This window comes from Legionella qingyii (assembly GCF_003184185.1).
Genome location: NZ_QHJG01000013.1, coordinates 55,717 through 77,769, shown reverse-complemented (window position 1 = coordinate 77,769; position 22,053 = coordinate 55,717). Strand labels below are relative to the sequence as shown.

Here is a 22,053-nt window from a genome sequence, read left to right as displayed (position 1 = left end):
TCTCTTTGTTAAAAAATGTTTTTAATTCGGTCATTTAGTCTATCTAAACTCCCTCATTAAAACATTTTTTGCCTCGACCTTGAGATTTTTCGTAAGTCCTGAAAACTTAAAATTATGCCAAAATACTTGTTGTGAGCACGTCCAGCTGTTTTGCATCAGGATTATGTATGCTCACTGCTGCTACAGAGGGCAAATTAAGAAAATGCTCTGCTTCTTCCCATTCAATTTCAGCTGGAAATAGCTTTAAGTGAGGAAGGCACTTATTCAATAGAGTACAAAAGGCCAGATCAGCGGGGAAGGGGCGGACGTGTGCAAAACCAAGGCTCATCGCAGCCATTGCTTCTGAAATCGTAGCGACTCCTGGTAAGTAATTGAATGAGTAAACATTTGCTGTTTGTGCAATTGCAGGTAAGTAACCAGGACTAGTAGCAAAATGAACACCTGCTTGATAGCAGTTTTCGAGTTGTTGTGTATCAATAACACCACCGGCACCAATTTTAAGAGAGGGGTATCGATCGATTGCCTGAGCTAATAATTTTTGATCTGTTGAATTAATTTCAACTAAATCGAAACCGGCTGCTTTAATTTGTTCTAACCGTTCAAACAAGAAATTGTCTACATCCAGTGATATAATCACAGATTGCTTTCCCAGTAACTTATCTAAGATCATATTGAGTCCTACGGTGATGTATTTTTTTAGTAAACTTTGGTTAAGTCACAAAGTTTAATGTTAGAAGAGTTAGTTTATATTGGCAAGTATATTTGTAATTCTCGTTTGAAGAAATTAGGGATATTAATTAGTTTTGCAGGAATGAGATACTATTATTTAAAAAGTACCCCAATCATCCAGATGGATATTCTTGAGGTACATTTTTTCTATTATGAACGGTTTAAGTATTGGATGTAGTATTAAATGGAGAAAGCGGTTGTGCCTGCTCACGCTGTGCCAATGGGCTTTCTTCACAAGTAACATTAGGCTTATAGGCTTCTTCAAATTCAGCCATATGTTTTAAGAAACTATTCATTGCTATCTCAGGAACAGGTGCTTTTTCTAACATACTCATGAGTTTTCGTTTTAATGCTTCTGGGTTAAATTTATCCAGTTCATTTTTTTGTTCTTCTGGCAAGTTTTTCTTAGCTTCATCAGTAAGAAATTTATCTAAATCTTTTTGGGCTCTTGGATCCTGTATTGTTTTAACTTTAGAAAACATGAAGCCCCAAGTAGGTTTGGGGTCATTACTTATAGTTTGTACAAAGGCAGCGGCATTAAATATCTGTGGCGATGGCGTAGGCGCAGGGGATGCCTTAGGTGATTGTGCAGCGGTTGGCATTGATGTGAGGCCTAGGCCAAACTTTTGAGTTGTGATTGTTGATCCTGGCGGCTGCATAGGTACATCAATGGCTGCTTTAAGCGCCGCTTGCTGCGCATTTGCGCGGGCAGATTGCATCAATGTAATTTGGTTTGCAACCATTAATTGTTCTGCTTTATTTACCGCAATTTTTGAACGAGTTTCTTCCTGTCGTGTTGTATTTAGTTCGACTTCTTGCTTTTTTACGTGTTGAACTACATTTTTTACACTCATAATCTCGGGTTTGGCTTTTTCAAAGCGTGCTTGGGCATTTTCTAATTTTGACGAATCATTTTTGACATCTTCCCAATTTTCTCCTTTATCAAGAAGAAAATACTTACCATCGTGTTTTACAAGTCCTTGGGCTTGATCTTTGGGAAGAGCAAATAATGCTTTGTCATAGGTTACGCCTTCAGAGTTTAACTCAGCATCAAAAAATACTTTCTCATTTCCCACTTTAGATTTGATGTCCTTTAGGCTTGCCAATTGCAGGTTTAAAGCATTTTGTTGATTCAATATCTTACGCGCTTCCTTTTCATTGCCTTTGTCTAATTCGTCAAACACACTTTGAGTCATTCTATCGATTTGTCTTTCGAGTGAGCTAATTTCCCGATCTAACATTTCTGGATCATTTTCAAAGGTTGGAGCAGATTTATCATATGCATTCAAAACATTATTATAAGTTTTATGCTTTTCATCTATGGCTATACTCTCATCTTCAAGCATACTTAGCTCATGGGTAAGGGCTTGTTCTTCTGCTTTAAGATTTTCTTGTTGTTTTTGAAAACTTCTAATGGAGCTATCATAATGCTCCAAAGTATCCTTAAGCGCATCATTGGTCTCTGGAGTCGTTTTTTTCTGAGCAGTTGGTTGATTGGGTTTTAGCATTTTCTCCTGTTGCATCTCAATTAACTCATTTTGAGCTTTTTTTGCTTCGGCTTCTTCCGCGAGCAGCCAATGAAATAGAAAACCTCTTCTTCGTTCCTGCATCGTGATTTCTTCTTGTATTTGCAGCTGCCGTTCTTCTTCAATGGCTCGCTCAAGAGCTAACTCAGTACCAATTTCATGGGTCACTGTTTCCCCTGCAGGGGATAATAAGAAGATCTTTATGTCTTCAGGATTATGTAAGCCAAATTGGCTCAGATCGATTGTAGAAGGATTAGGATCTGCTTGATTTTCAGGTGAAGAAAAACCAAGTGCTCCGCTGTCTATTTTTGATTGTATGGCAGCATCAAGTCTTTTATTTATAAGGGCGAACTCATCAGAGGTAAGATATTCTGTTAGGTTCTCTTTTGAAATTGACATAGATCTGTATCCTCTTACACCATATTAAAATTATATACGATATTGTTCAATAAATCACCAGAAACAAGTGGCTTACAAAGAGCACGTTAAATACTATAGCTGATTGTTTCCTTTTGCAAAGGGGCTTTTGAGTTACTTTTCGAATTTTTTACCGCTAATATGGGAGCATGATGAGAAATCGGCTCATGATTTTTTTCTTTTAAATAGGGTTCACTGCGTTTGTCCAGGAGAGTTTGTAAAAGACAGTGACTTTCAGAGTGTGGGATTAATTCATAACGTCTAGGGTCACTAGAATAATATTCCGCATCATCCAAAGTAGCGTGTAATTTTAGATCTTCTTTTGCAAATGCCCAATAATATAAATGACCACGTTGACTTTCTATAAACGATAACAAAGTTTGTTTTAATGTACTGGCTTGGTTATCGATCCAGTTGCAAATGGAAGTGATTCCTTTTGCACTTGTTGTAAACAAAAAACCAAATGAATGATCCCATACCTCGCCAATAGTGCAGATAATACTGCCTAATACATAGGCAAGAATACGTATTACAGGATCTAAAATGGTAAGGGCTATGCGCACAGAGAAAGAAATAAAATCCAAAATAGGCAAAATAAAGAGATTTTTCATTAATTGTAATAGTGGAAGGCACAAGGCACGAACCGTATTAATACAGAGATTGAGCAATGGATTATCAGAAAAGTGTCCGAATGGCCAGGTAAAACCATAAAGTGGTGATAATCTAAAATTGGCGATTAAATTATCTGATGGTGGTCTTGTTGCAAAGAAGAGTAATAATTCTCCTATAGCACTGATATTGCCAGGAATAGCAAGCATTTTAGTGAGTAGATTTGTAATGCCACGGAATGGTACATGAATAAATAGGGCACTAACTTCGACAAATGGAATGGTGAGTAGGGCTAGAGTAAAATCAGCAGATGCTGCAATAATTTGTTTGCTGAAACTCTTAAAAAGGAGTCCGCTTTTTTTCCAACCGTTAAGAAAACCCTCATGAAATCCATAATGATATCCTTCAAAAAATGGCGCAATACACAACTTTCCTAAAGTGACAACGCTTTTGCAAAACCATTTACAGGTACCAAGAAACCAATCATCACCAGGATGCATAATGGTATCATAAATCGCCGCGCCACCTTTTCCACCTAAAGCGGCATAATTGGTGTAAGGAAAATCCCCCATTTCATGGCCTAATGATGGAATTACTTTAGTTAATCCATAACCCAGGCTAAGTGCTAATGAAGCAATAATTGCAATCTCCGCTGGATCTTCTTTGAGGGTATTAAACGCTTCAACAAAAAATTTATCCAGATTTCCACCGGCTACGACACTTTGCCAGTAGGTCATTGATGCAGAAATCGCTTCAGAGATTGTCCCATGACTCATCCAGTGAGCTAATTTTTGTGTGGGTTCAATTCCTGCAATTAAACCATGTAAGTGTAATTTGGTTAAAATTGATTTAAGAAACTCTGGAGCAAGTACTGCACCACCGCCGTAAGTATATGCTGCCATTGCTAAAGTACCGATCAATGGATTTTGCTCACTTACATCGATGAAAAAGCTGGCGATATGTCGTATTATTTCTAAGAACCGATGACACGGATTATCATAAGCAGGGTGGCTTGGTGGATGATTGGGTCGAGCAATGATATAAGGGCTGATGCTAATCTGCTCTTTAATGAATTCTTCCAAAGTTTGGCCATTAGCTAAAAGACCTTTATTTTCCAAAGCTAATCTTAGTGAATTCCTTACTTTGCTGTTTTTGCTTTGTTGTTCTTTAAGCTCATCGGATTTTGGAATGTGTGTGTCATGAATATGATTGAAAAAATCATCACGTAGATCATGGATAATAAAGTGGCGCATACTTTTGTAGAATTTATGAAAAAACCTGGGGATACGTGAAATAAACGCATCAAGTCTGAGACTAACTCGCTCTGGTAAGTAGAGATGACGTTTACTGATTTGTCCTAAAGTATATAAATCCTGACCTTCTGGCAAAGGGTAGAAGAGCCCATCATGAACAAAATAGCGTAATCTCATTATTTTGTTTTCCTGCCTGATTAGGATAAGCTCTTCATCAGCAATAATTATCGAACTACCATGTGGTAGTCTACTGATCATTTTATCCGCTTTTTTTGGGTTTTGAGCAAGTATAGGTTTGCTGGTGCTGTTGATGCGTTTGCTGATTAGGGTTTGTAAATCGGAGTAACCTTTTTGTGGAAATCCTTGTAGCTTATAGTAGGGTGTGATTTTCGTTATAGTCAGACCGTCTAATCGTTGTACTACTTCTGTTTTGTGTTCCGGTTTCGTATCTATTGCTAGATAATTGATCCAATCATGGCCATCTCGCCATAATTTATTAAAAAATGCCGCTAGTTGTGCAAATCGATTTGCAGGGATATTGCTCAGGTTTGCTGCAGGAGATAATTTGTAATAGTCACTAATCGCTCTTAATGCATCATCCAAATCTTTGCTGCTATGCCCTATATGAAGCTCGCTATCCCACACCAGGCATGGTTGTTTTTCTTCATGATTTTTTACAACATGGCTAAAGTCCATTTGATCTTGTCGCGACACAGAATAGACACGATTAAAAGAATAATGTTGTGCCATTTTATGAGCTTCATAAAGTATGTTTCCCAAGGTGCCTTCGGATATCAGTGGTGAAGTTGCTAACAAGCGGTTTTGATCGGAACAATAGCCGATAATTTTGATCACTTGTTTTCTCAGTGCTTCATGGCCTTCGTGATCCTGACTGGTTAATCTCCGCTCTCTTTTTAGCAATTTTTTTAAAGAATCAATGCATTCATTAGCAAGCAGCAGTTTTTGTTCTTGTGCAGAAGTGAGTGGCTGGCTGTAACTTGCTGCACGTATGCGGTAGCGATGAATTTTACTAATAACATTTGCTACTAATGAAGAAGAGCGATCTCCTGGAAGCAGTTGAATTACCTCTGCCTTGTAGGTAAATAACATCAGCTGCACTGTTTTTTTATCATGATTGGCGATTAAGCGCAGCCTATCTCCCCCTGGAAGGAGGTATTCCATATTATAATGACCGTATACTACTGTTCCTGCTTCGCTGCTAAATGGACTTCCTGTTATGGTAGGCAGTGCTTGATGGCTAGAGGGTGTAATGGCTAAGGGAACGATAAGTTGAGTGTGGCCTTTCGATGTTACAAAATAAGACATTGGAACTATCCTTTGTTCACATACTGCACAGGATACTTGGTTTTTTGGTGAAATATCAAGTAGAAACACTACAAATCTGGATATTTTATAGTGTCACTGATAAAATGTTTTAAAAATAAACAGGAATATATTTTAATGATTAGTTATTGTGGTTATATCGCTTTAGTTGGCAGGCCTAATGTAGGTAAATCAACACTTCTTAATTGCATTATGCAGCAAAAAGTAAGTATTACCTCAAGAAAGCCACAAACAACTCGGCACAGTATTTTGGGGATACGTACTGAAGGTGATTATCAATTTGTTTATGTAGATACCCCTGGAATTCACCAGGGAACTAAAAAAGCAATGAATCGCATGATGAATAAAACTGCGATTAGCGTCTTGCGTGATGTTGATGTAATTGCTTTTTTAGTTGATGGAACGCATTGGCAAGAAGAAGATGAATACGTTTTGAATTTAGTAAAACAAGCCAAAGTACCTTGTATTCTAGTCGTGAATAAAGTGGATAAAATTGATGATAAAGCTCAGTTGTTACCCTGGATAGAGCAAATAAGTCAAAAACATGAATTTGCAGCAATTATTCCAATATCAGCAAAAACAGGGGTACAGGTCGATGAATTGCAAGAAAAATTGCAGAATTATTTGCCTGAGGGGCCTCATTTATTTCCAGATGATCAATTGACCGATCGGCCCATAAAATTCTTATGTGCGGAATTACTGCGTGAAAAAATTTTCCGCTTTTGCGGACAAGAATTACCTTATTCTGTTACTGTAGACATTGAATCATATAAGGATGAAGGCGCGCTCGTACGTATTCACGCACTGATTCTCGTCGATAAAGACAATCACAAACGAATGATCATTGGTGATAAGGGACAAAAATTAAAGGAAATGGCAACGAATGCGCGAGTGGATATGGAAAAACTGTTAGGTAAGAAAGTATTCTTACAGTGCTGGTGTAAGGTAAAATCAGGCTGGTCGGATGACGAGCGTATATTAAAACAATTAGGTTATGACAACTAGGACAATAGCAGCTTGGTTTTTACACAAACAATGGTCTGGGGATACCAGTGCCCAAGTCAGTTTTTTTACACGTGAGCTAGGAGTTATACAATGCCTTTACAAGGGCGGGCGTACCCCTAAAAAGCAAGCCCTTTTGCAACCTTTTACTCCGTTATGGATCAATCTTGTCGAGCGCCGTGAGCGATATTATGCACAAACTGTTGAAAGTACCTCGCCATCACTTCAACTATCAGGCGGCTCACTTTTCGCAGGTTTATATATAAACGAAATTCTTTATTATGCGCTAAGTCGCAATTATTCTGACTCGACATTATTTGATGCTTATTTGTTTACTTTAAATGGCCTTACGTTGGCAAAGGAACGATTAGTTATTGAAGCCTTATTAAGGCGTTTTGAGTGGGCTTTACTTCATGCATGTGGTTATTCCTTTTCATTAACACAGGAAGCGAGAACAGCAAATTTGATTGTCCCTGATTCGTGTTACCAATTTGTCGCAGGCGAAGGTTTTATTCCTGGCAGCAAGGGAATTCCGGGGGAGCATATTCTTGCTTTGGCACAAAATAACTTAAATGAGGTCCTCTATCTTAAATCAGCAAAAATGATTATGCGTCAAGCGATAGATCATCTTCTGGGTGGACGAGAGATTAAGACAAGGGCTTTGTATCTTGCCGAAGTGAAATAAAGAGTTGGAGGCAGGAGTTTGATTGCATGGATTTTTACTGCATTTAACTGATCTAACGAATATTTATGTTTTCAAGCAACTTGAGTTTAGGCCAGAATGGACTTTATACTCTTTATTTTATGTGTAAGGTGTAGAATGAAGAAGCCAATACTATTGGGTGTCAATATTGATCATATAGCTACTGTGCGACAGGCACGTGGTACCCGTTATCCTGATCCTGTCCAAGCAGCTATGGATGCGGAGGAAGCAGGTGCTGATGGTATTACTCTGCATATGAGAGAAGATCTAAGACATATTCAAGCTCGTGATGTGCGTTTGATTAAACAAGTCTTGCAAACACGAATGAATCTTGAATTGGCAGTTACCGATGCCATGCTTGATTTTGCAGAAGAAATTTCACCCGAGCATACTTGTTTGGTTCCAGAAAAACGTGAGGAATTAACCACAGAAGGGGGGCTGGATGTAATAACGCACCAGAAATCAGTAGAACATGCAGTGCGACGCTTGCAATCCATGGGTAGTGAGGTATCTTTATTTATTGACCCAGATCATGTGCAGATTAAAGCTGCAGCAGATATTGGTGCCCCTGTGATTGAATTGCATACTGGTTGTTATGCTGATGCTACTGATGTTGAGCAGCAGCAGTATGAATTAGCGCGAATTAAAAACGCTGCGGAGTATGCAGCCAGTTTAAATTTGATTGTTAATGCAGGTCATGGTCTTAATTATCATAATGTACAACCTATAGCGTCTATAAAAGAATTACATGAACTTAACATAGGCCATGCAATTATTGCCCGAGCTTTATTTTGTGGTATGAAAGAGGCAGTAAGACACATGCGTCAACTAATGCAGGAAGCAAGACTTTATGTCAACATCTGACGTCATTGTTATTCGTATTACTGGGGATTCAGGCGATGGTGTGCAATTAGTGGGGGAACAACTCACCATTAGTGCGGCACTTACCGGTCGTGATGTGCGGACTTTACCTGATTTTCCTGCAGAAATTCGGGCCCCCGCAGGTACTGTAGGGGGAGTTTCTGGTTTTCAACTGGCGATGGCCGAGCATGCTATTTTTACCGCGGGTGAATCGCTTGATGTGCTTGTTGCATTAAATCCAGCCGCATTAAAAAATTCCCTGCAACATCTGAATCAAGGCGGTTTACTGATTATCAATGAAGACAGTTATCAGGAAAAAGATTGGCAAAAAGCGGGAATGGATAAGAGTTTTCTCGATAATTGTGCCGAACATTATCAAATTGTTTCATTTCCTTTAATCACCCAAACCTTGCAAGCCGTATCTTCGCTTGATTTGACTAAACCTCAAGCTACAAAAACCAAAAACTTTTATGTTTTGGGTTTGGTTTTATGGTTATTTGATTTGCCAACTGCTGCATGCGAAGCGTTTATTGCTAAAAAATTCAAAGCGAATGCTGTTGTTGCTAAAGCCAATCAATTGGCTTTATTAGCCGGATACAATTATGCAATGACTTTAGAGTTAACTCGCCGAGATTATATGCTAGGTGAAGTTAATCGAGGTGCGGGAGAATATCGGCAAATTACAGGTGTTGAAGCAGTAGGTTTAGCACTTGCTACCCTGGCTACTTCCACACAAGTACCAATGTTAGTTTCGGGGTATCCGATTACGCCTTCTTCAGCAATCCTCCATGAATGTGCACGATTATCTGATTTTGGAGTGCAACTTCTTCAAGCCGAAGATGAAATTGCTGCGATCTGTGCTTGTATTGGAGCTGCATATGGTGGGAGATTGGCTTTAACTACAACTTCAGGACCTGGATTAGATCTAAAAAGTGAAAGTTTAGGTCTGGCCGTAGTGGCTGAATTACCTTTAGTCTTGCTTGATGTTCAACGCGCAGGCGCTTCTACCGGTTTACCAACGAAAACAAGTCAAAGTGATTTACGACAGGCACTTTATGGACGTCATGGTGAAGCACCCTTGCCGGTATTAGCCGCGCAATCTGCCGCAGATTGTTTTAATACGGTTTTAGAAGCATTTTATTTAGCGATTAAGTATATGACTCCAGTAATTGTATTATTGGATGCTTATCTGGCAAATGCTGCTGAGCCTTGGAAAATTCCTGAGGTATCTTCTTTAAAATTACCGCAAATTGAATTTAACCGTTTTCCAAAACCATTTACTCGGGATGAGTTTTTAAGTCGAAGTTGGAATAAGCCAGGGACTCCGGGGTACATTCATCAATTGGGGGGCTTGGAAAAACAAGGTGAAGATGGCCGTGTCAGCTATGATGCGGAAAATCACCAAAAAATGGTACATTTACGTCAGCAGAAAATCAATGGAATTGCGCAGGAGTATACGCCCTTGACCGTTGAAGGGGATGCTAATGCACCAATCATTTTAATTGGCTGGGGCAGTACGTATGGCAGTTTAAAGTCAGCAGTTTTGCAATGTTTGGAACAAGGGGTGGCGATCGCTTACGTGCATTTACGTCATCTGAATCCATTGCCTAATGATTTAGGCCCTATTTTGAAAAAATACGATAAGGTATTTGTCGCCGAATTAAACTCTGGACAATTATGCCAAGTTATTCGCGCTACTTATTTGGTTGATGCACAAGTAATTAGTCAATCGAATGGCCAGCCTTTTACTGTCAGTCATCTGGTGAACATTATAAAAGCGGAAGCTAACTATGAACAACAACTATAAACGCGAAGATTTTGCTAATGCAAATGAAGTTCGCTGGTGTCCAGGCTGTGGTGATTATGCAATTTTGATGGCCTTGCAAAAAATGTTGCCTGATTTGGGGTTACCACCAGAACAGCATGTCTTTATTTCCGGAATAGGTTGTGCAGGCCGATTGCCTTATTACATGAACACTTATGGCTTTCATACCATTCATGGTCGAGCAACTGCGGTTGCAACAGGATTAAAAGCGCTGAGGGATGATCTGTGTGTGTGGGTAATTACTGGAGATGGGGATGCTTTAAGTATTGGTGGTAATCATCTGATCCATATTTTACGCCGTAATGTAAACGTGAATATTTTATTATTTAATAATCAGGTATATGGATTAACTAAAGGACAATTTTCACCTACTTCACAGAAAGGCCAAGTGACTAAAACCTCGCCAAGAGGGGTGGCTAATGAACCAGTGAATCCACTTACTTTGGCTTTAGCTGCGGGTGCTAGTTTTATAGCTCGAGCAGTAGACAAAGACCCCATTCATTTGGGAACCATATTAAAGAAAGCGCAGGAACACCAAGGCTGTTCTTTTGTGGAAATTTATCAGGATTGTAATATTTTCAATCATGGTGCTTTTGACGAGTTTGCGCTTAAAAGCAATCGCGCCGAGAACACGGTGATATTGGAAGAAGGACAACCTTTGCTTTATGGTGCGCAAAAAGAGAAAGCATTGCATGTAAAGGGAGAAGAGTTCACCAGCGTTTCTGCAGAAGATGTCGGTATTTATCGACATGATCCAAGTAACTTTGCTGTGGCGATGCGACTTGCTTCTTTATCTTTTCCTGATTATCCAGTTCCTTTGGGTGTGTATTATCAAAAAACTCGGGATTTGTTTACTCTACCTCAAGAAGTAAAAAAGACTGCAAATGACTTACCTGATCTATTCAGGGCAAAAGCCACTTGGCAACAGAGTTAAGCTCATAGCTTGGATGAAGGCACAAGACGTACCCCGGGAATTTATTACGGAATCTTCTACGCATCTCTGAAAACCAGTCTATTTCTATTCAAACGTCCCGTGGTTTGATCCTGAGAGATGGTCACTTTTTTGGACCATCTTTCAGGCATAAAGCGCGAAACGTAGACTAATGAAGCAATTGTCAACAGATCTTAATATCATGAGCAGTTATTTTAATAACAGCCAACACTCTGTAAGCAGCTCTGTTTCAGCCACTTCATGGTCAAAGTTGTAATAGCAAAATATACAGGGTAAGTCACCTAACTGTTCACCCGAATTAGGTAACCAGTCACGATATAAACTATAGACAGTGTCCCCAATGGCATCTCGTGAACCCTTATGTACTGCCACAGCATAACGTCCTGCAGGGAGATACTTTTCAATGATATGCCCTTCAATTTTTATTTGCTCTGGTACAGTAATTCCTAAGTCAAAACGAAAATCTGCAGGATTGGTTACTTTCGGGTCGTCATAAGCAAATCCAAACGCTTCCCCTGCTTTTGGTTTTAGGTTTATTGATTGAGATTTTGCCCAATGAATTAACTTATTGACACTCTCGCCCAATGTTGCAGGTGAACCTCGATGTTCAAATACCGCCAAACGTTTCGCTGGTATATCTTTGATTAATACATTCATGTTGATATTACCTTGTTTCGGCAAAAAATACGGTGGATTTTCCCAAGAACCCCAATTTGAATGCAATCTAAATTCACTTGGGCTCAGACCACAAGCTTGTTTAAACACACGAGTAAAGGCTTCATGGGATTCGAATCCCGCATTTATTGCAATTTCAAGAATGGTTTTATCCTTATTAACAATTAATTGATGGGCTGCCCGTTTTAGGCGAAGCCAACGAATATACTGTTGTAGTGATAGACCTGTATAAGCAGTAAATAAACGATGAAAATGATATTTAGAAAAGCAGGCAATCTTGCTTAATTGCACCAAATCAAGCTTTTCATCAAGATGTTTGCCAATAAACTCAATTACTTTTTCTAATTGGTACTTATAATTCATACTTTTCTCAACTTTAAGTCATCAATTTATTTACACAAGTAATGCTATCGTATTTTGGAAAGAATGCTTTGACCATTTTTGCTAACTTGAACAAACAAGAAATTGGTGACAGGAACGCTCGGGTTACATTCCTTTTCACCCACGTTTATATTGAAGCAGTTTGCGATTTCGGACTTAACCTAGCCACTAAAAAAAATCCCGGCAAAAACTTAACCGGGATTCAGGTAGAGGAGAACGATAACTAGTCGCGGCCTGAAAATGCACTTAGTATATTGAGCAAGCTGACGAACAAGTTATAAATTGATACAAAAAGGCCTACTGTAGCCGAAATGTAATTCGTTTCACCTTCATGAATAATTGCACTCGTTTGCATGAGAATTAATCCTGAAGAAATAAGTATAAAAATAGCTGAAATGACTAATTGTAAGGCGGGCATCTGAATGAAAATTCCTGCTATCATTGCTAATAAAGCAACCATTACACCAACAAAAAGAAATCCACCTAAGAAACTAAAGTCTTTTTTAGTCGTTAATGCGTAACCGGATAATGCAAAGAAAATGATCCCTGTACCACCTAAGGCAGTTGCAATTATTTGTGGGCCGTTAGTAAAGTGGCTGATATAAAAATTAAGCACAGGACCTAAGGTATAACCCAGGAATCCAGTGAAGGCAAAAACACTGACTAGTCCCCAAACGCTATTTCGTAATGCTTGAGTCAAAAACATTAAACCATAAACGCCGACTATCATCAGAATAGGGTTCATAGGGCGTGCGCCACTTGTAAGAGATAAAACTGCCATACCTGCACTGAACAAGAATGTCAGACTTAGTAATAGATAGGTGTTACGCAGTACTTTATTGCTCGAAAGCGCAGATTCATGGCTTCGCGTAAGTATAGTGACATTATTTCGGTTCATTGTTTAGAGCTCCTCTATTTTTATATTAAGTCTAGCATATCTATGGGGCAGTTTCCCATATTTCAAGTTTAAAACGAATTATTTTTGTTTTGAGGTTCTACAGTACTATAGTAGTATTATAAATAAATTTTGATAGAACAAGTAGAGTGGTTATTGCCGTTCTGATTATCGTAAACAGGAAGAGTTCGTAGGCATCCGGGTTAACCGATTCATATCACTAATCAGGGTTTGGCGGTGCGCCATATACTCAGGTTATGGAAAAATTTCGACATTTTTGATGTCCTAAATTTTAGGATTTATTATGGCACGGGCAGCATTAGTACAAATGGTTTCTTCAGCAGATGTCGCTGACAACTTGCAACAAGTAGAAAAATTAATGATCCACGCTCGTGAAGAGCAAGCTGAGCTAGTAGTATTGCCTGAAAATTTTGCGTTCATGGGATTTCATGAAACAGATAAATTACAGATTGGCGAAGTGTATGGAGACGGTCCCATCCAACAAAAAATGAGTCAATTGGCAAAAAAATTAGGTTTGTGGGTAATTGCCGGGACTATACCTCTTAAAAGTTCAGGTTCCAAAGTACGCGCCAGTTGCCTGGTATATGATGCACAAGGCAAGTGTGTAGCTCGTTATGATAAGATTCATTTATTTGATGTGAACGTCTCATCAAATGAAGCATACCAAGAGTCAATGTCCATTGAACGCGGGCATGAGCTGGCTCTTGTTGACACTCCAGTTGGAAAAATAGGATTAACGGTTTGTTATGATGTACGTTTCCCAGAGCTGTATCAACAGTTGATGTTGCAAGGAGCGCAGTTATTTACGGTTCCTTCTGCATTTACGACCATCACAGGTGTGGCGCACTGGGAGGTATTATTACTAGCAAGAGCCATAGAAAATTTATGTTACGTCTTGGCAGCAAATCAAGGGGGGAGACATGAAAATGGACGAAGTACTTTTGGTCATAGCATGATTGTTGATCCTTGGGGAAAAGTACTTTCTCAAAAAGAAATGGGTACTGGAGTAGTGACAGCAGATATTGATTTAGAAAATCAAAGGGAAATACGCCGAAAATTCCCCTGTATAGAACATCATGTATTAAACTTATAAAGTAGATACTATTTTTTGATAACAAAAACCAATAGACACTATTTTTATTTATTTAAGGTAATTAAATGACAGAAGCCCTTACTACAGCAAAAAAGATTTTACTAGCTCCTGCAGCACTGGATGAAACGGGTATAGAAAAATTATTTAAAACGATGATGCATCATCATATTGATGATGCAGATCTTTATTTTCAAAGTTGCAGTTATGAATCTTGGTATTTGGAAGATTCGGTAGTGAAAAGCGGGAGCTATTCCCTAGATAGAGGAGTAGGGATTCGCGCGGTTAGTGGTGATAAAACAGGATTTGCTTATTGTGATGACATTTTATTACCTTCAATGTTGCGAGCTGCCGATGCAGCACGTTCTATTGCACTGACTGGCTCCAAACCAACTCAATCCATCCAGGTAAAAGGAGCGGCTGTAAGTCGCTACCAAGGTTTAAATCCAATTGAGGGCATGAGCAAGCAAGAAAAAATTGCTTTATTAGAAGCAATTGATAAAGAAGCTCGTCGAATTGATCCTCGTGTAATTCAGGTTAATGCTTCATTAAGCGGCTGCTATGAAGTTGTGATGGTTGCTGGAATGCACGGACAGATGATCGCTGATGTTAGACCGCTGGTGAGTATCAACGTAAGCGTTATCGTAGAAGACAAAAATGGAAGAAGGGAATCTGCACGCTCTGGTGGCGGTGGCAGGGTACCTTATTCTTACTTTCATGAAAAAGAAAATGCCTTAAGTTATGCTCGTGAAGCGGTACGTGAGGCTTTGATTAATCTGGAAGCACAACCTGCACCAGCAGGAACAATGCCTGTGGTTTTGGGTCCGGGGTGGCCGGGTGTTTTATTGCATGAAGCTGTAGGACATGGTTTGGAAGGAGATTTTAATCGCAAAGGATTATCTGCATTTTCTGGCCGTATTGGTCAACAAGTCGCAGCACCAGGAGTTACTGTAGTTGATGATGGTACTTTGAAAGACAGACGTGGTTCCATAACCATAGATGATGAGGGAACTCCATCTCAGTGCACCACCTTGATTGAGAATGGTGTTTTGGTGAATTACATGCAAGACAAACTAAACGCCAAATTGATGGGTATGAAATCTACGGGTAACTGTCGTCGTGAGTCTTATGCACATGTACCTATGCCCAGGATGACTAATACCTATATGTTGGCAGGACAGCATGACCCTGAAGAAATTATTCGTTCTGTACAACGTGGTTTATACGCAGTTAATTTTGGTGGTGGTCAAGTTGATATTACCTCAGGCCAATTTGTATTTTCTGCAAGCGAAGCATATCTCATTGAGAATGGAAAAATTACTGCACCAGTCAAAGGGGCCACACTGATTGGCAATGGACCGGATGTGATGAAAAAAATCAGCATGATTGGAAATGATTTGGGATTGGATCGGGGAATAGGTGTTTGCGGTAAAGACGGACAATCCGTTCCAGTCGGAGTGGGACAACCTACTTTGAAAATCGATGCATTGACAGTAGGTGGAACAAGTTAAATCGGGTCTTTAGCAGCCTGGGTGAAGTGAAAGCGGAACCCGGGTTTTGCCAAGAGAAATTCTCCCTGGGTTCGGCTTTGCCTTCACGCCCTATTCACTGAATGGCTTTATTTGGTACCTCTTGCGCGCGAATAATAAAGCCTGACATACTGATGTATGCTACATTTAACCTCTCAAACCAGCAGGAATATGAACACTGATGGAGTTGTTGGATTGGGCTTGCACAGTGCCTCCCATACCATTAGTTACAGTGTAAGCTACGGTAAATCTTGGATCTACAGGATTATTGCTTTGATAACTACAAATGATGTTTCCCGACGCACTGTTATAAGTAACTGAATCATTAACGTAGTTTATTAAATTAGCGGGAACATCTTGAACCGAGCCGGTTGAACGAAAGTATACTTGCAGTGTTTGGGATAATACGTATTCTACGCCATAGCCACCTATATAGTTTCCAAAATGAGTTACAGCGTTTGGTCCTTGAGTAGCAGGGCAATAAACATTAATATCATATGCAGTGGGATCCGCCATTGCAATTCCAGGAACGAAACTTGAAAGCAATAACAATGAGCTTAAAGAAAAATTCTTAATCATAATAGTTCCTTCTATATTAATTAAAAAATGATGACTTGTATTATATTGACCAATTAGATTGTCAATTAATTGATTTGGGCTGTCAATGAAAACGATCTAGGGGTTTACCTGATTGTCTTACAAAAATGGAACATCCAATTTCTTGCAGTTATTCAACAAGGTCTCAAAAATCATTTCTCGCCATTCCTTGGCACGTCACTAGGTATTTTTCTCTCCATTTAATTTGTTAAGTAAAGAGCTGATTTCAAAAATACGCTCTTCTGAAGAAGTACTGTCCAGGTTAAAACGTAAGCGCTGTGGTCCTTCCATTTGATATCTTTTGGCATGTACTTGAATTAAATGAATCAAAACGCCAGGATCAATAGAAGGTTTTTCACTAAATTCCAGTTTGCCTTGCTGTGCTCCGGCACTTATTTTTTGAATACCCATTTGTTCCGCTTTTAATTTTAATTCGGTAATCAATAATAGATGTTTGACTTGTTGTGGTAATAAACCAAATCGGTCAATCATCTCAATTTGTAAATCATGCAGCTGTTCTTTACTTTTTGCGTTCGCAATTCGTTTGTACATGATAAGTCGATTGTGAATATCGGGAATGTATTCTTCAGGAATAATGGCGCTGATTCGTAAATCGATCTCAGGTCCTTGGTGCATTGGTGCCGATAATTCTGGTGTTTTTCCTTCTTTTAAATCATGCACTGCTTTATCAAGCAGTTCCATAAATAAATTAAATCCAATTGCCTGCATGTTCCCGCTTTGTTCTTCTCCTAAAAGTTCACCTGCCCCGCGAATTTCCATATCATGGGTTGCCAGTGTGAATCCCGCACCCAGATCTTCCAGTGATACAATTGCTTCCAAACGTTTGACTGCATCGGCAGTTAATACTTTTTCATGGGGAGTAAGCAAGTAGGCATATGCCTGGTGATGAGAGCGACCAACGCGTCCACGTAACTGATGCAATTGGGCTAATCCAAATTTATCCGCGCGATCAATAATAATTGTGTTGGCTGTAGGAATATCTATACCTGTTTCAATGATCGTTGTGCAGACTAACACATTAAAACGGTGGTGATAAAAATCAGACATTACCCGTTCTAACTCGCGTTCACGCATTTGTCCATGGGCACTGCGGATTTTTGCTTCTGGAACTAGTGTTTGCAAATCCTGACATATTCGTTCAATTGTTTCTACATTATTATGCAAGAAAAAAACCTGACCGCCTCTAAGAATTTCTCTTAGAATGGCCTCACGGATGGTGGTGTCTTTCTTCTCTTGCCAAAAGGTTTTAATTGCCAGACGTTTGGCAGGAGGTGTAGTCATAAGGGAAATATCCCTGATTCCAGCCATAGCCATATTCAGTGTTCTCGGGATTGGGGTAGCAGTCATGGATAAAATATCGACATGAGTCCGCAGCGCTTTGATATGTTCTTTTTGTTTGACACCAAAGCGATGTTCTTCATCAATAATGAGAAGCCCTAAATTTTTAAAAGCAATATTACTCTGGAATAATTTATGTGTTCCTATGACTATATCAACTGTTCCTGATTTCAAGGCAGTAAGAACCGCCTCGGTTTCTTTGTTTGAACGAAAGCGAGAAAGCAACTCAATGTTGATGGGGAAGTCAGCAAACCGGTCTCGAAATGATTCAAAATGTTGTCCAGCCAATAGGGTGGTGGGTGCCAGAATGCAGACTTGCTTATTGCTTTGCACCGCAATAAACGCAGCACGCATTGCGACTTCAGTTTTGCCAAAACCTACATCCCCACAAATTAAACGATCCATAGGTCTTGGGGACTTCATGTCCGTTATGATTTGATCGATTGCGTGTAATTGATCGGGAGTCTCTGTAAAAGGGAACGCGCTGGCAAATTTAACATATTCATTGTTATCTATTTGATATTGATATCCTGGTTGCGCTTCTCGTTTGGCGTAGAGATCCAGTAATTCGATTGCTACATCATGAATTTTTTCAACGGCCTTCTTCTTTTCTTTTTGCCATTGATCAGAACCGAGTTTATGCAATGGAGCATGCTCACTATCCATCCCAGTGTATCGGCTAATAAGATGGAGTGAGGTCACAGGGACATATATTTTATCCTCACCCGCATAGGTAAGAACTAAAAATTCACTGGAAAAGCCGCTGGATTCGATATGTTGCAATCCCTGATAACGTCCGACACCAAACTGTAAATGGACTACCGGATCGCCAACACGTAGCTCGGCCATATCGCGGATAATTAAATCGGGATCAATCGTCTTTTGTGTCCCTCGTCTTTGAGGTGTGCTTTGTTCTCCAAATAATTGAGACTCAACGATGATTGCGATATGACTTTGCTTTAATTCACATCCATAAATAAGGTCTCCAGTGCTGATGTTGAGCGGAGCAGTATCATTAATAAAATCGTACCATGAAGATTGTACTTTAGCGGAAATGCCACTTGGTTTGAGTAAATCAAGTAACACTTCACGTCGTCCAGCACTTTCGACCACAATTAAATAGCGGCGTGTGGAATCAGCACAATATTCACGAAGTTGACTCAAAGGTTCCTGGGTTTTCCTGTCTATAGGCAACTGGGGGCCAGGTAAAATATCAAAATTAACTACAGCACCTTTTTTATCTGAAGGATTTTGGAACAAGCGAAGTTGTTCGTATGTATTCGCTTTGGTTAATAATTCAATTGGATTAATGAAACATGCTTCAGGAGATAAAATAGGCCTGCTGATATCATATCGTCTTTGTTCAAAGCGCTCATTCAACTCTTGCCAGAATTGTTCTGCATTATTTTGAATATTTTCAATCAAGCAAACCTTGGCATTTTCTGGTAAATAGTCAAAAAAAGTAACGGTTTTTTCAAAAAATAAAGGTAAATAATATTCGATCCCCGAAGGAAACTGACCTTCACTGATTGCTTCATAAATAGGGCACTGGCTAGGATTTCCTGGAAATAATTCTCTAAAAGCACGTCGAAAGAGCAGTTGGCTTTGTTCATTTAAAGGAAATTCTCGTGCAGGTAACACATTGATTTCTTTTATTTTTTCTATTGTACGTTGCGTTTCGGTATCAAACTCCCTGAGACTTTCAATTTCATCATCAAAGAGTTCAATACGAAATGGTAAACCAGAACCCATGGGATAAACATCGATAATTGAACCGCGTAAGGCAAACTCTCCATGTTCAAGTACTTTATTAACACAATGATAACCGGATTGTTGTAACTGATTACGAAAAGCAGTTAAATCGAGCTTTTGTCCTTCTTTAAGCATCAAAGCATATTGATTCAAAAATTCAGGCGGACATAGCCTATGCATTAGTGTACTTGCTGAAGTGATAACAATTGCATCAGTTACTTGTTGAATACGACTTAATGTATATAACCGTTCAGAAATGATGTCCTGATGTGGCGAGAATTGATCATAAGGAAGTGTTTCCCAATCAGGAAAAAACAATAATTCTTGGGGGGTATTGGGGTTGAGAAAGAAATTTAATTCCGCTTGCAACTGATTTGCACTGAGATTGTCTTGGGCAATCAATAACTTAATTCCAGGCGTTTGTTGGCAATATTCAGCCAGGGCCAGTGCTAAGCTGCTTCCATGGAGTTGTCCCCATATTTGTTTGGCCTGTGTCGGTTTGTAGAGTAAGGTGTTGATGGGCATGGCTTAAGCAATCGGATTTAAAAAGTGTCGATTATACCTTATGTGTTGTCTTGGTTCATCTTAAAATTGCAGATTATTGATGATTGATTGGATAAAAAATCAATTTTAACATAATCGCTGCACCAGGCTTCAATAAATACTGAAGGGAAGGAGAAAAGTTTGTTCTCTTCAAAGGGATTATTCGAAAAGCATGCATTCTGGTTGAAATAAATTTAATTCTGTTTTTTAATTAACATGTGTTTTTAAAACTTTCAACTCGAGTCCTTTCTTTTTCCTCATCTCCTATCCCAAGCCTTTCGCGAGTTGCTTGAATTTGAGCTTTCATGTCAGCAAATTTACTGGCTAGACGTCCTGTAGTTCCATTTAATTGTTCATTTTCTTTTGAATATCTTGTTACGATTGAATCGAGGCACTCAAGCGATGCTTCAATATCTGTCATCGACGAGGAGCCATTCATTTTATCCATTGCGTATACAAGTTCATCATGGAACGCTTGAGCAATCGCAGACTTGGCTTGAGTTAAGTCATTTTTGAATACATCTCTAAACAATTTTGTTTTAGTACTATTAAGATATTCATCAAGAGAATTGATATTACTTATCATAAGTGCTTTAACTTGATGCACAATATCGAGTGCAGGAACTTCATGCCATAGATGCTTATCCCCCGCTAAATGAACTTTTTTTGATAAAAGTCCAGATGCTTTACCGGGTGCTCTTCGTAAATACACTTTGGTTTCTGAAATATCTACGCCACGATCACTTAAATATTCTAAAAAACGTGCCACAGAATACAATGAAGGCTTATAATGTCCACTATAAGTATTAATACTAATTAATTTACCATTTTTTATCTCCATCTCTCCCGCTGCTAATACAGGAGCACCTGCATTCATTGATGAATGTGCTAGTTTTCTACGTTGTTTATCCTCTTGTACACCTAAATGTTCAAATGCAGAAAGCTCACCATTCGCGTTTAAAGTAAACGCGACAAATCCTGGTTTGTTGTGGGCAATTAATTCGGAGGAATCAAAAACCCGGCCTTTTTTATGAAGTAGGCCATTATGGATTTCAATCCGATACTCTGCTCTTTGTTCTGGTGTTAAATAGGTAGTACCCCAGGATCTATCAATTTGTTTAGAGCCTTGGTTGACATCGAGTAGTTCTCCCGCATCAAAAGCTTTTTGAATATCTGCGTGTGCAGAAACTTTAGAAATAGGTGTAGCCTGTAAGACTCTATCGCTTTCAAATTGATATATTCCATTTGATAGCATGGGAATGTAGTTTGGATTGTTTTGTTTTTTACTTTCTCTTTCATCCATTAAATTTTTTAGGAGCTGGTTAAGTCCATTTTTGTTAGTGGAAAATTTCGTAATATCAAAAACATAAATCATAAAATCGAGAGCTTTAAGTCGAGCATTTTTAGATAAAAATTGATTATTATAATCAGCCCAAGCCAGATCGAGTCGTTTTGCTAGTGTTCCTCTTCTACTTGAAAAATATTTCTTAGGCATTTAGAGCCCTTAAAAATAAACTATATAATTAATTATAGTTCGAATTGCCTAGATTATTATGAGGTGGAGGACTAAGAGCCCACTACATATCAGTCGTTTTCAGGCCAATCATTAATTTTAATATCGAAATGGTTTAATAAAGCGATGACTTCCGGGAAGGAAAAGCGTGCTTGTTTGATTCTATTTTCATTAGGATTGATTGTATAGTTGATGGCATTTGTAAAATCAGCAAAATTTAAATTCGTGTGCAGAAATAGGCTGTTTAGCAGGTCGGAATCCACAAAGCTTGCATGGCTTAAATTGGCTTCCCTGAAATCAATATCATGTGCCTTACATTCTTCCACAATCCAATTGGAACGCCCCAGTCCATAATTAATTCAGTGAATGTTTGATTAATATAATTTTTTTCCGTAAATGGTGAAGTCATATATTTTCTCTATATAAGTGAGGAGTATATTCAGTTTTCTGTACCCATGTTACGAAACTTTTAGATCT

General features: G+C 38.9%; 16 protein-coding genes. 7 read left to right on the top strand and 9 right to left on the bottom strand.

Annotated elements, in window-relative coordinates; all coding sequences use genetic code 11:
• Window positions 1–112: 112 nt before the first annotated feature.
• The 3 genes from DGG96_RS09365 to DGG96_RS09355 form a co-directional block, all read right to left on the bottom strand.
• On the bottom strand, window positions 113–670 hold the full coding sequence (locus tag DGG96_RS09365) for a bifunctional 4-hydroxy-2-oxoglutarate aldolase/2-dehydro-3-deoxy-phosphogluconate aldolase (RefSeq protein WP_110142461.1): 558 nt from the start codon (window positions 668–670) through the stop codon (window positions 113–115).
• A 220-nt stretch (window positions 671–890) separates the two neighbouring features.
• The gene (locus DGG96_RS09360) at window positions 891–2,654 is read right to left on the bottom strand and encodes a hypothetical protein (RefSeq protein ID WP_110142460.1); all 1,764 of its coding nucleotides are present in this window, start codon (window positions 2,652–2,654) and stop codon (window positions 891–893) included.
• An 86-nt stretch (window positions 2,655–2,740) separates the two neighbouring features.
• The gene (locus DGG96_RS09355; protein ID WP_110142459.1) at window positions 2,741–5,860 is read right to left on the bottom strand and encodes a hypothetical protein; all 3,120 of its coding nucleotides are present in this window, start codon (window positions 5,858–5,860) and stop codon (window positions 2,741–2,743) included.
• A 135-nt stretch (window positions 5,861–5,995) separates the two neighbouring features.
• Here DGG96_RS09355 and era point away from each other — a divergent pair, with 135 nt between their 5' ends.
• The 5 genes from era to DGG96_RS09330 all read left to right on the top strand — a co-directional run bounded on the left by era (window position 5,996) and on the right by DGG96_RS09330 (window position 11,203).
• Complete coding sequence (gene era / locus DGG96_RS09350) at window positions 5,996–6,883, top strand: GTPase Era (protein WP_165831599.1); 888 nt, start codon at window positions 5,996–5,998, stop codon at window positions 6,881–6,883.
• On the top strand, window positions 6,873–7,565 hold the full coding sequence (gene recO / locus DGG96_RS09345) for a DNA repair protein RecO (RefSeq protein WP_110142457.1): 693 nt from the start codon (window positions 6,873–6,875) through the stop codon (window positions 7,563–7,565). The genes era and recO overlap by 11 nt, the downstream gene beginning before the upstream one ends.
• 135 nt (window positions 7,566–7,700) lie before the next feature.
• Window positions 7,701–8,447, top strand: coding sequence for a pyridoxine 5'-phosphate synthase (gene pdxJ, locus DGG96_RS09340; protein WP_110142456.1), 747 nt, complete (start codon window positions 7,701–7,703; stop codon window positions 8,445–8,447).
• Window positions 8,434–10,251 carry a 2-oxoacid:acceptor oxidoreductase subunit alpha gene (locus DGG96_RS09335; protein ID WP_110142455.1) on the top strand — a complete coding sequence of 606 codons (1,818 nt, stop codon included), beginning with the start codon at window positions 8,434–8,436 and terminating at the stop codon, window positions 10,249–10,251. Before pdxJ ends, DGG96_RS09335 begins: the two co-directional genes overlap by 14 nt.
• The gene (locus DGG96_RS09330; protein WP_110142454.1) at window positions 10,235–11,203 is read left to right on the top strand and encodes a 2-oxoacid:ferredoxin oxidoreductase subunit beta; all 969 of its coding nucleotides are present in this window, start codon (window positions 10,235–10,237) and stop codon (window positions 11,201–11,203) included. The genes DGG96_RS09335 and DGG96_RS09330 overlap by 17 nt, the downstream gene beginning before the upstream one ends.
• Before the next feature lie 207 nt (window positions 11,204–11,410).
• On the opposite strand, the gene DGG96_RS09325 is transcribed toward DGG96_RS09330, so the two are convergent.
• Together DGG96_RS09325 and DGG96_RS09320 are read right to left on the bottom strand one after the other, a co-directional pair.
• Window positions 11,411–12,259 (bottom strand): AraC family transcriptional regulator, encoded by an 849-nt coding sequence (locus tag DGG96_RS09325; protein ID WP_110142453.1) that lies wholly within the window; start codon window positions 12,257–12,259, stop codon window positions 11,411–11,413.
• Between the two features lie 241 nt (window positions 12,260–12,500).
• The gene (locus DGG96_RS09320; RefSeq protein WP_110142452.1) at window positions 12,501–13,175 is read right to left on the bottom strand and encodes a Bax inhibitor-1/YccA family protein; all 675 of its coding nucleotides are present in this window, start codon (window positions 13,173–13,175) and stop codon (window positions 12,501–12,503) included.
• A gap of 301 nt (window positions 13,176–13,476) precedes the next feature.
• Between DGG96_RS09320 and DGG96_RS09315 the strand changes: the two genes are divergently transcribed.
• Both DGG96_RS09315 and tldD read left to right on the top strand, forming a co-directional pair.
• Entirely contained in the window at window positions 13,477–14,286 is an 810-nt protein-coding gene (locus DGG96_RS09315; RefSeq protein WP_110142451.1) for a carbon-nitrogen hydrolase family protein, read from the top strand.
• A gap of 65 nt (window positions 14,287–14,351) precedes the next feature.
• Window positions 14,352–15,794 carry a metalloprotease TldD gene (gene tldD, locus DGG96_RS09310; RefSeq protein ID WP_110142450.1) on the top strand — a complete coding sequence of 481 codons (1,443 nt, stop codon included), beginning with the start codon at window positions 14,352–14,354 and terminating at the stop codon, window positions 15,792–15,794.
• Between the two features lie 165 nt (window positions 15,795–15,959).
• Here tldD and DGG96_RS09305 read toward each other — a convergent pair whose 3' ends face one another.
• The 4 genes from DGG96_RS09305 to DGG96_RS09290 form a co-directional block, all read right to left on the bottom strand.
• Window positions 15,960–16,391 carry a hypothetical protein gene (locus DGG96_RS09305; RefSeq protein ID WP_110142449.1) on the bottom strand — a complete coding sequence of 144 codons (432 nt, stop codon included), beginning with the start codon at window positions 16,389–16,391 and terminating at the stop codon, window positions 15,960–15,962.
• A gap of 198 nt (window positions 16,392–16,589) precedes the next feature.
• Window positions 16,590–20,045, bottom strand: a complete 3,456-nt coding sequence (gene mfd / locus DGG96_RS09300; protein ID WP_110142448.1) for a transcription-repair coupling factor — start codon at window positions 20,043–20,045, stop codon at window positions 16,590–16,592.
• A gap of 229 nt (window positions 20,046–20,274) precedes the next feature.
• Window positions 20,275–21,558, bottom strand: coding sequence for a hypothetical protein (locus tag DGG96_RS09295; protein ID WP_110142447.1), 1,284 nt, complete (start codon window positions 21,556–21,558; stop codon window positions 20,275–20,277).
• A gap of 89 nt (window positions 21,559–21,647) precedes the next feature.
• Window positions 21,648–21,902, bottom strand: a complete 255-nt coding sequence (locus tag DGG96_RS09290; protein WP_233590548.1) for a pentapeptide repeat-containing protein — start codon at window positions 21,900–21,902, stop codon at window positions 21,648–21,650.
• Between the last annotated feature and the right edge of the window lie 151 nt (window positions 21,903–22,053).

Bases quoted from the DNA above. Each gene is read 5' to 3' on its own strand.
- DGG96_RS09365 (WP_110142461.1), bottom strand. From the start codon at position 670: ATGATCTTAGATAAGTTACTGGGAAAGCAATCTGTGATTATATCACTG.
- DGG96_RS09360 (WP_110142460.1), bottom strand. From the start codon at position 2,654: ATGTCAATTTCAAAAGAGAACCTAACAGAATATCTTACCTCTGATGAG.
- DGG96_RS09355 (WP_110142459.1), bottom strand. From the start codon at position 5,860: ATGTCTTATTTTGTAACATCGAAAGGCCACACTCAACTTATCGTTCCC.
- era (WP_165831599.1), top strand. From the start codon at position 5,996: ATGATTAGTTATTGTGGTTATATCGCTTTAGTTGGCAGGCCTAATGTA.
- recO (WP_110142457.1), top strand. From the start codon at position 6,873: ATGACAACTAGGACAATAGCAGCTTGGTTTTTACACAAACAATGGTCT.
- pdxJ (WP_110142456.1), top strand. From the start codon at position 7,701: ATGAAGAAGCCAATACTATTGGGTGTCAATATTGATCATATAGCTACT.
- DGG96_RS09335 (WP_110142455.1), top strand. From the start codon at position 8,434: ATGTCAACATCTGACGTCATTGTTATTCGTATTACTGGGGATTCAGGC.
- DGG96_RS09330 (WP_110142454.1), top strand. From the start codon at position 10,235: ATGAACAACAACTATAAACGCGAAGATTTTGCTAATGCAAATGAAGTT.
- DGG96_RS09325 (WP_110142453.1), bottom strand. From the start codon at position 12,259: ATGAATTATAAGTACCAATTAGAAAAAGTAATTGAGTTTATTGGCAAA.
- DGG96_RS09320 (WP_110142452.1), bottom strand. From the start codon at position 13,175: ATGAACCGAAATAATGTCACTATACTTACGCGAAGCCATGAATCTGCG.
- DGG96_RS09315 (WP_110142451.1), top strand. From the start codon at position 13,477: ATGGCACGGGCAGCATTAGTACAAATGGTTTCTTCAGCAGATGTCGCT.
- tldD (WP_110142450.1), top strand. From the start codon at position 14,352: ATGACAGAAGCCCTTACTACAGCAAAAAAGATTTTACTAGCTCCTGCA.
- DGG96_RS09305 (WP_110142449.1), bottom strand. From the start codon at position 16,391: ATGATTAAGAATTTTTCTTTAAGCTCATTGTTATTGCTTTCAAGTTTC.
- mfd (WP_110142448.1), bottom strand. From the start codon at position 20,045: ATGCCCATCAACACCTTACTCTACAAACCGACACAGGCCAAACAAATA.
- DGG96_RS09295 (WP_110142447.1), bottom strand. From the start codon at position 21,558: ATGCCTAAGAAATATTTTTCAAGTAGAAGAGGAACACTAGCAAAACGA.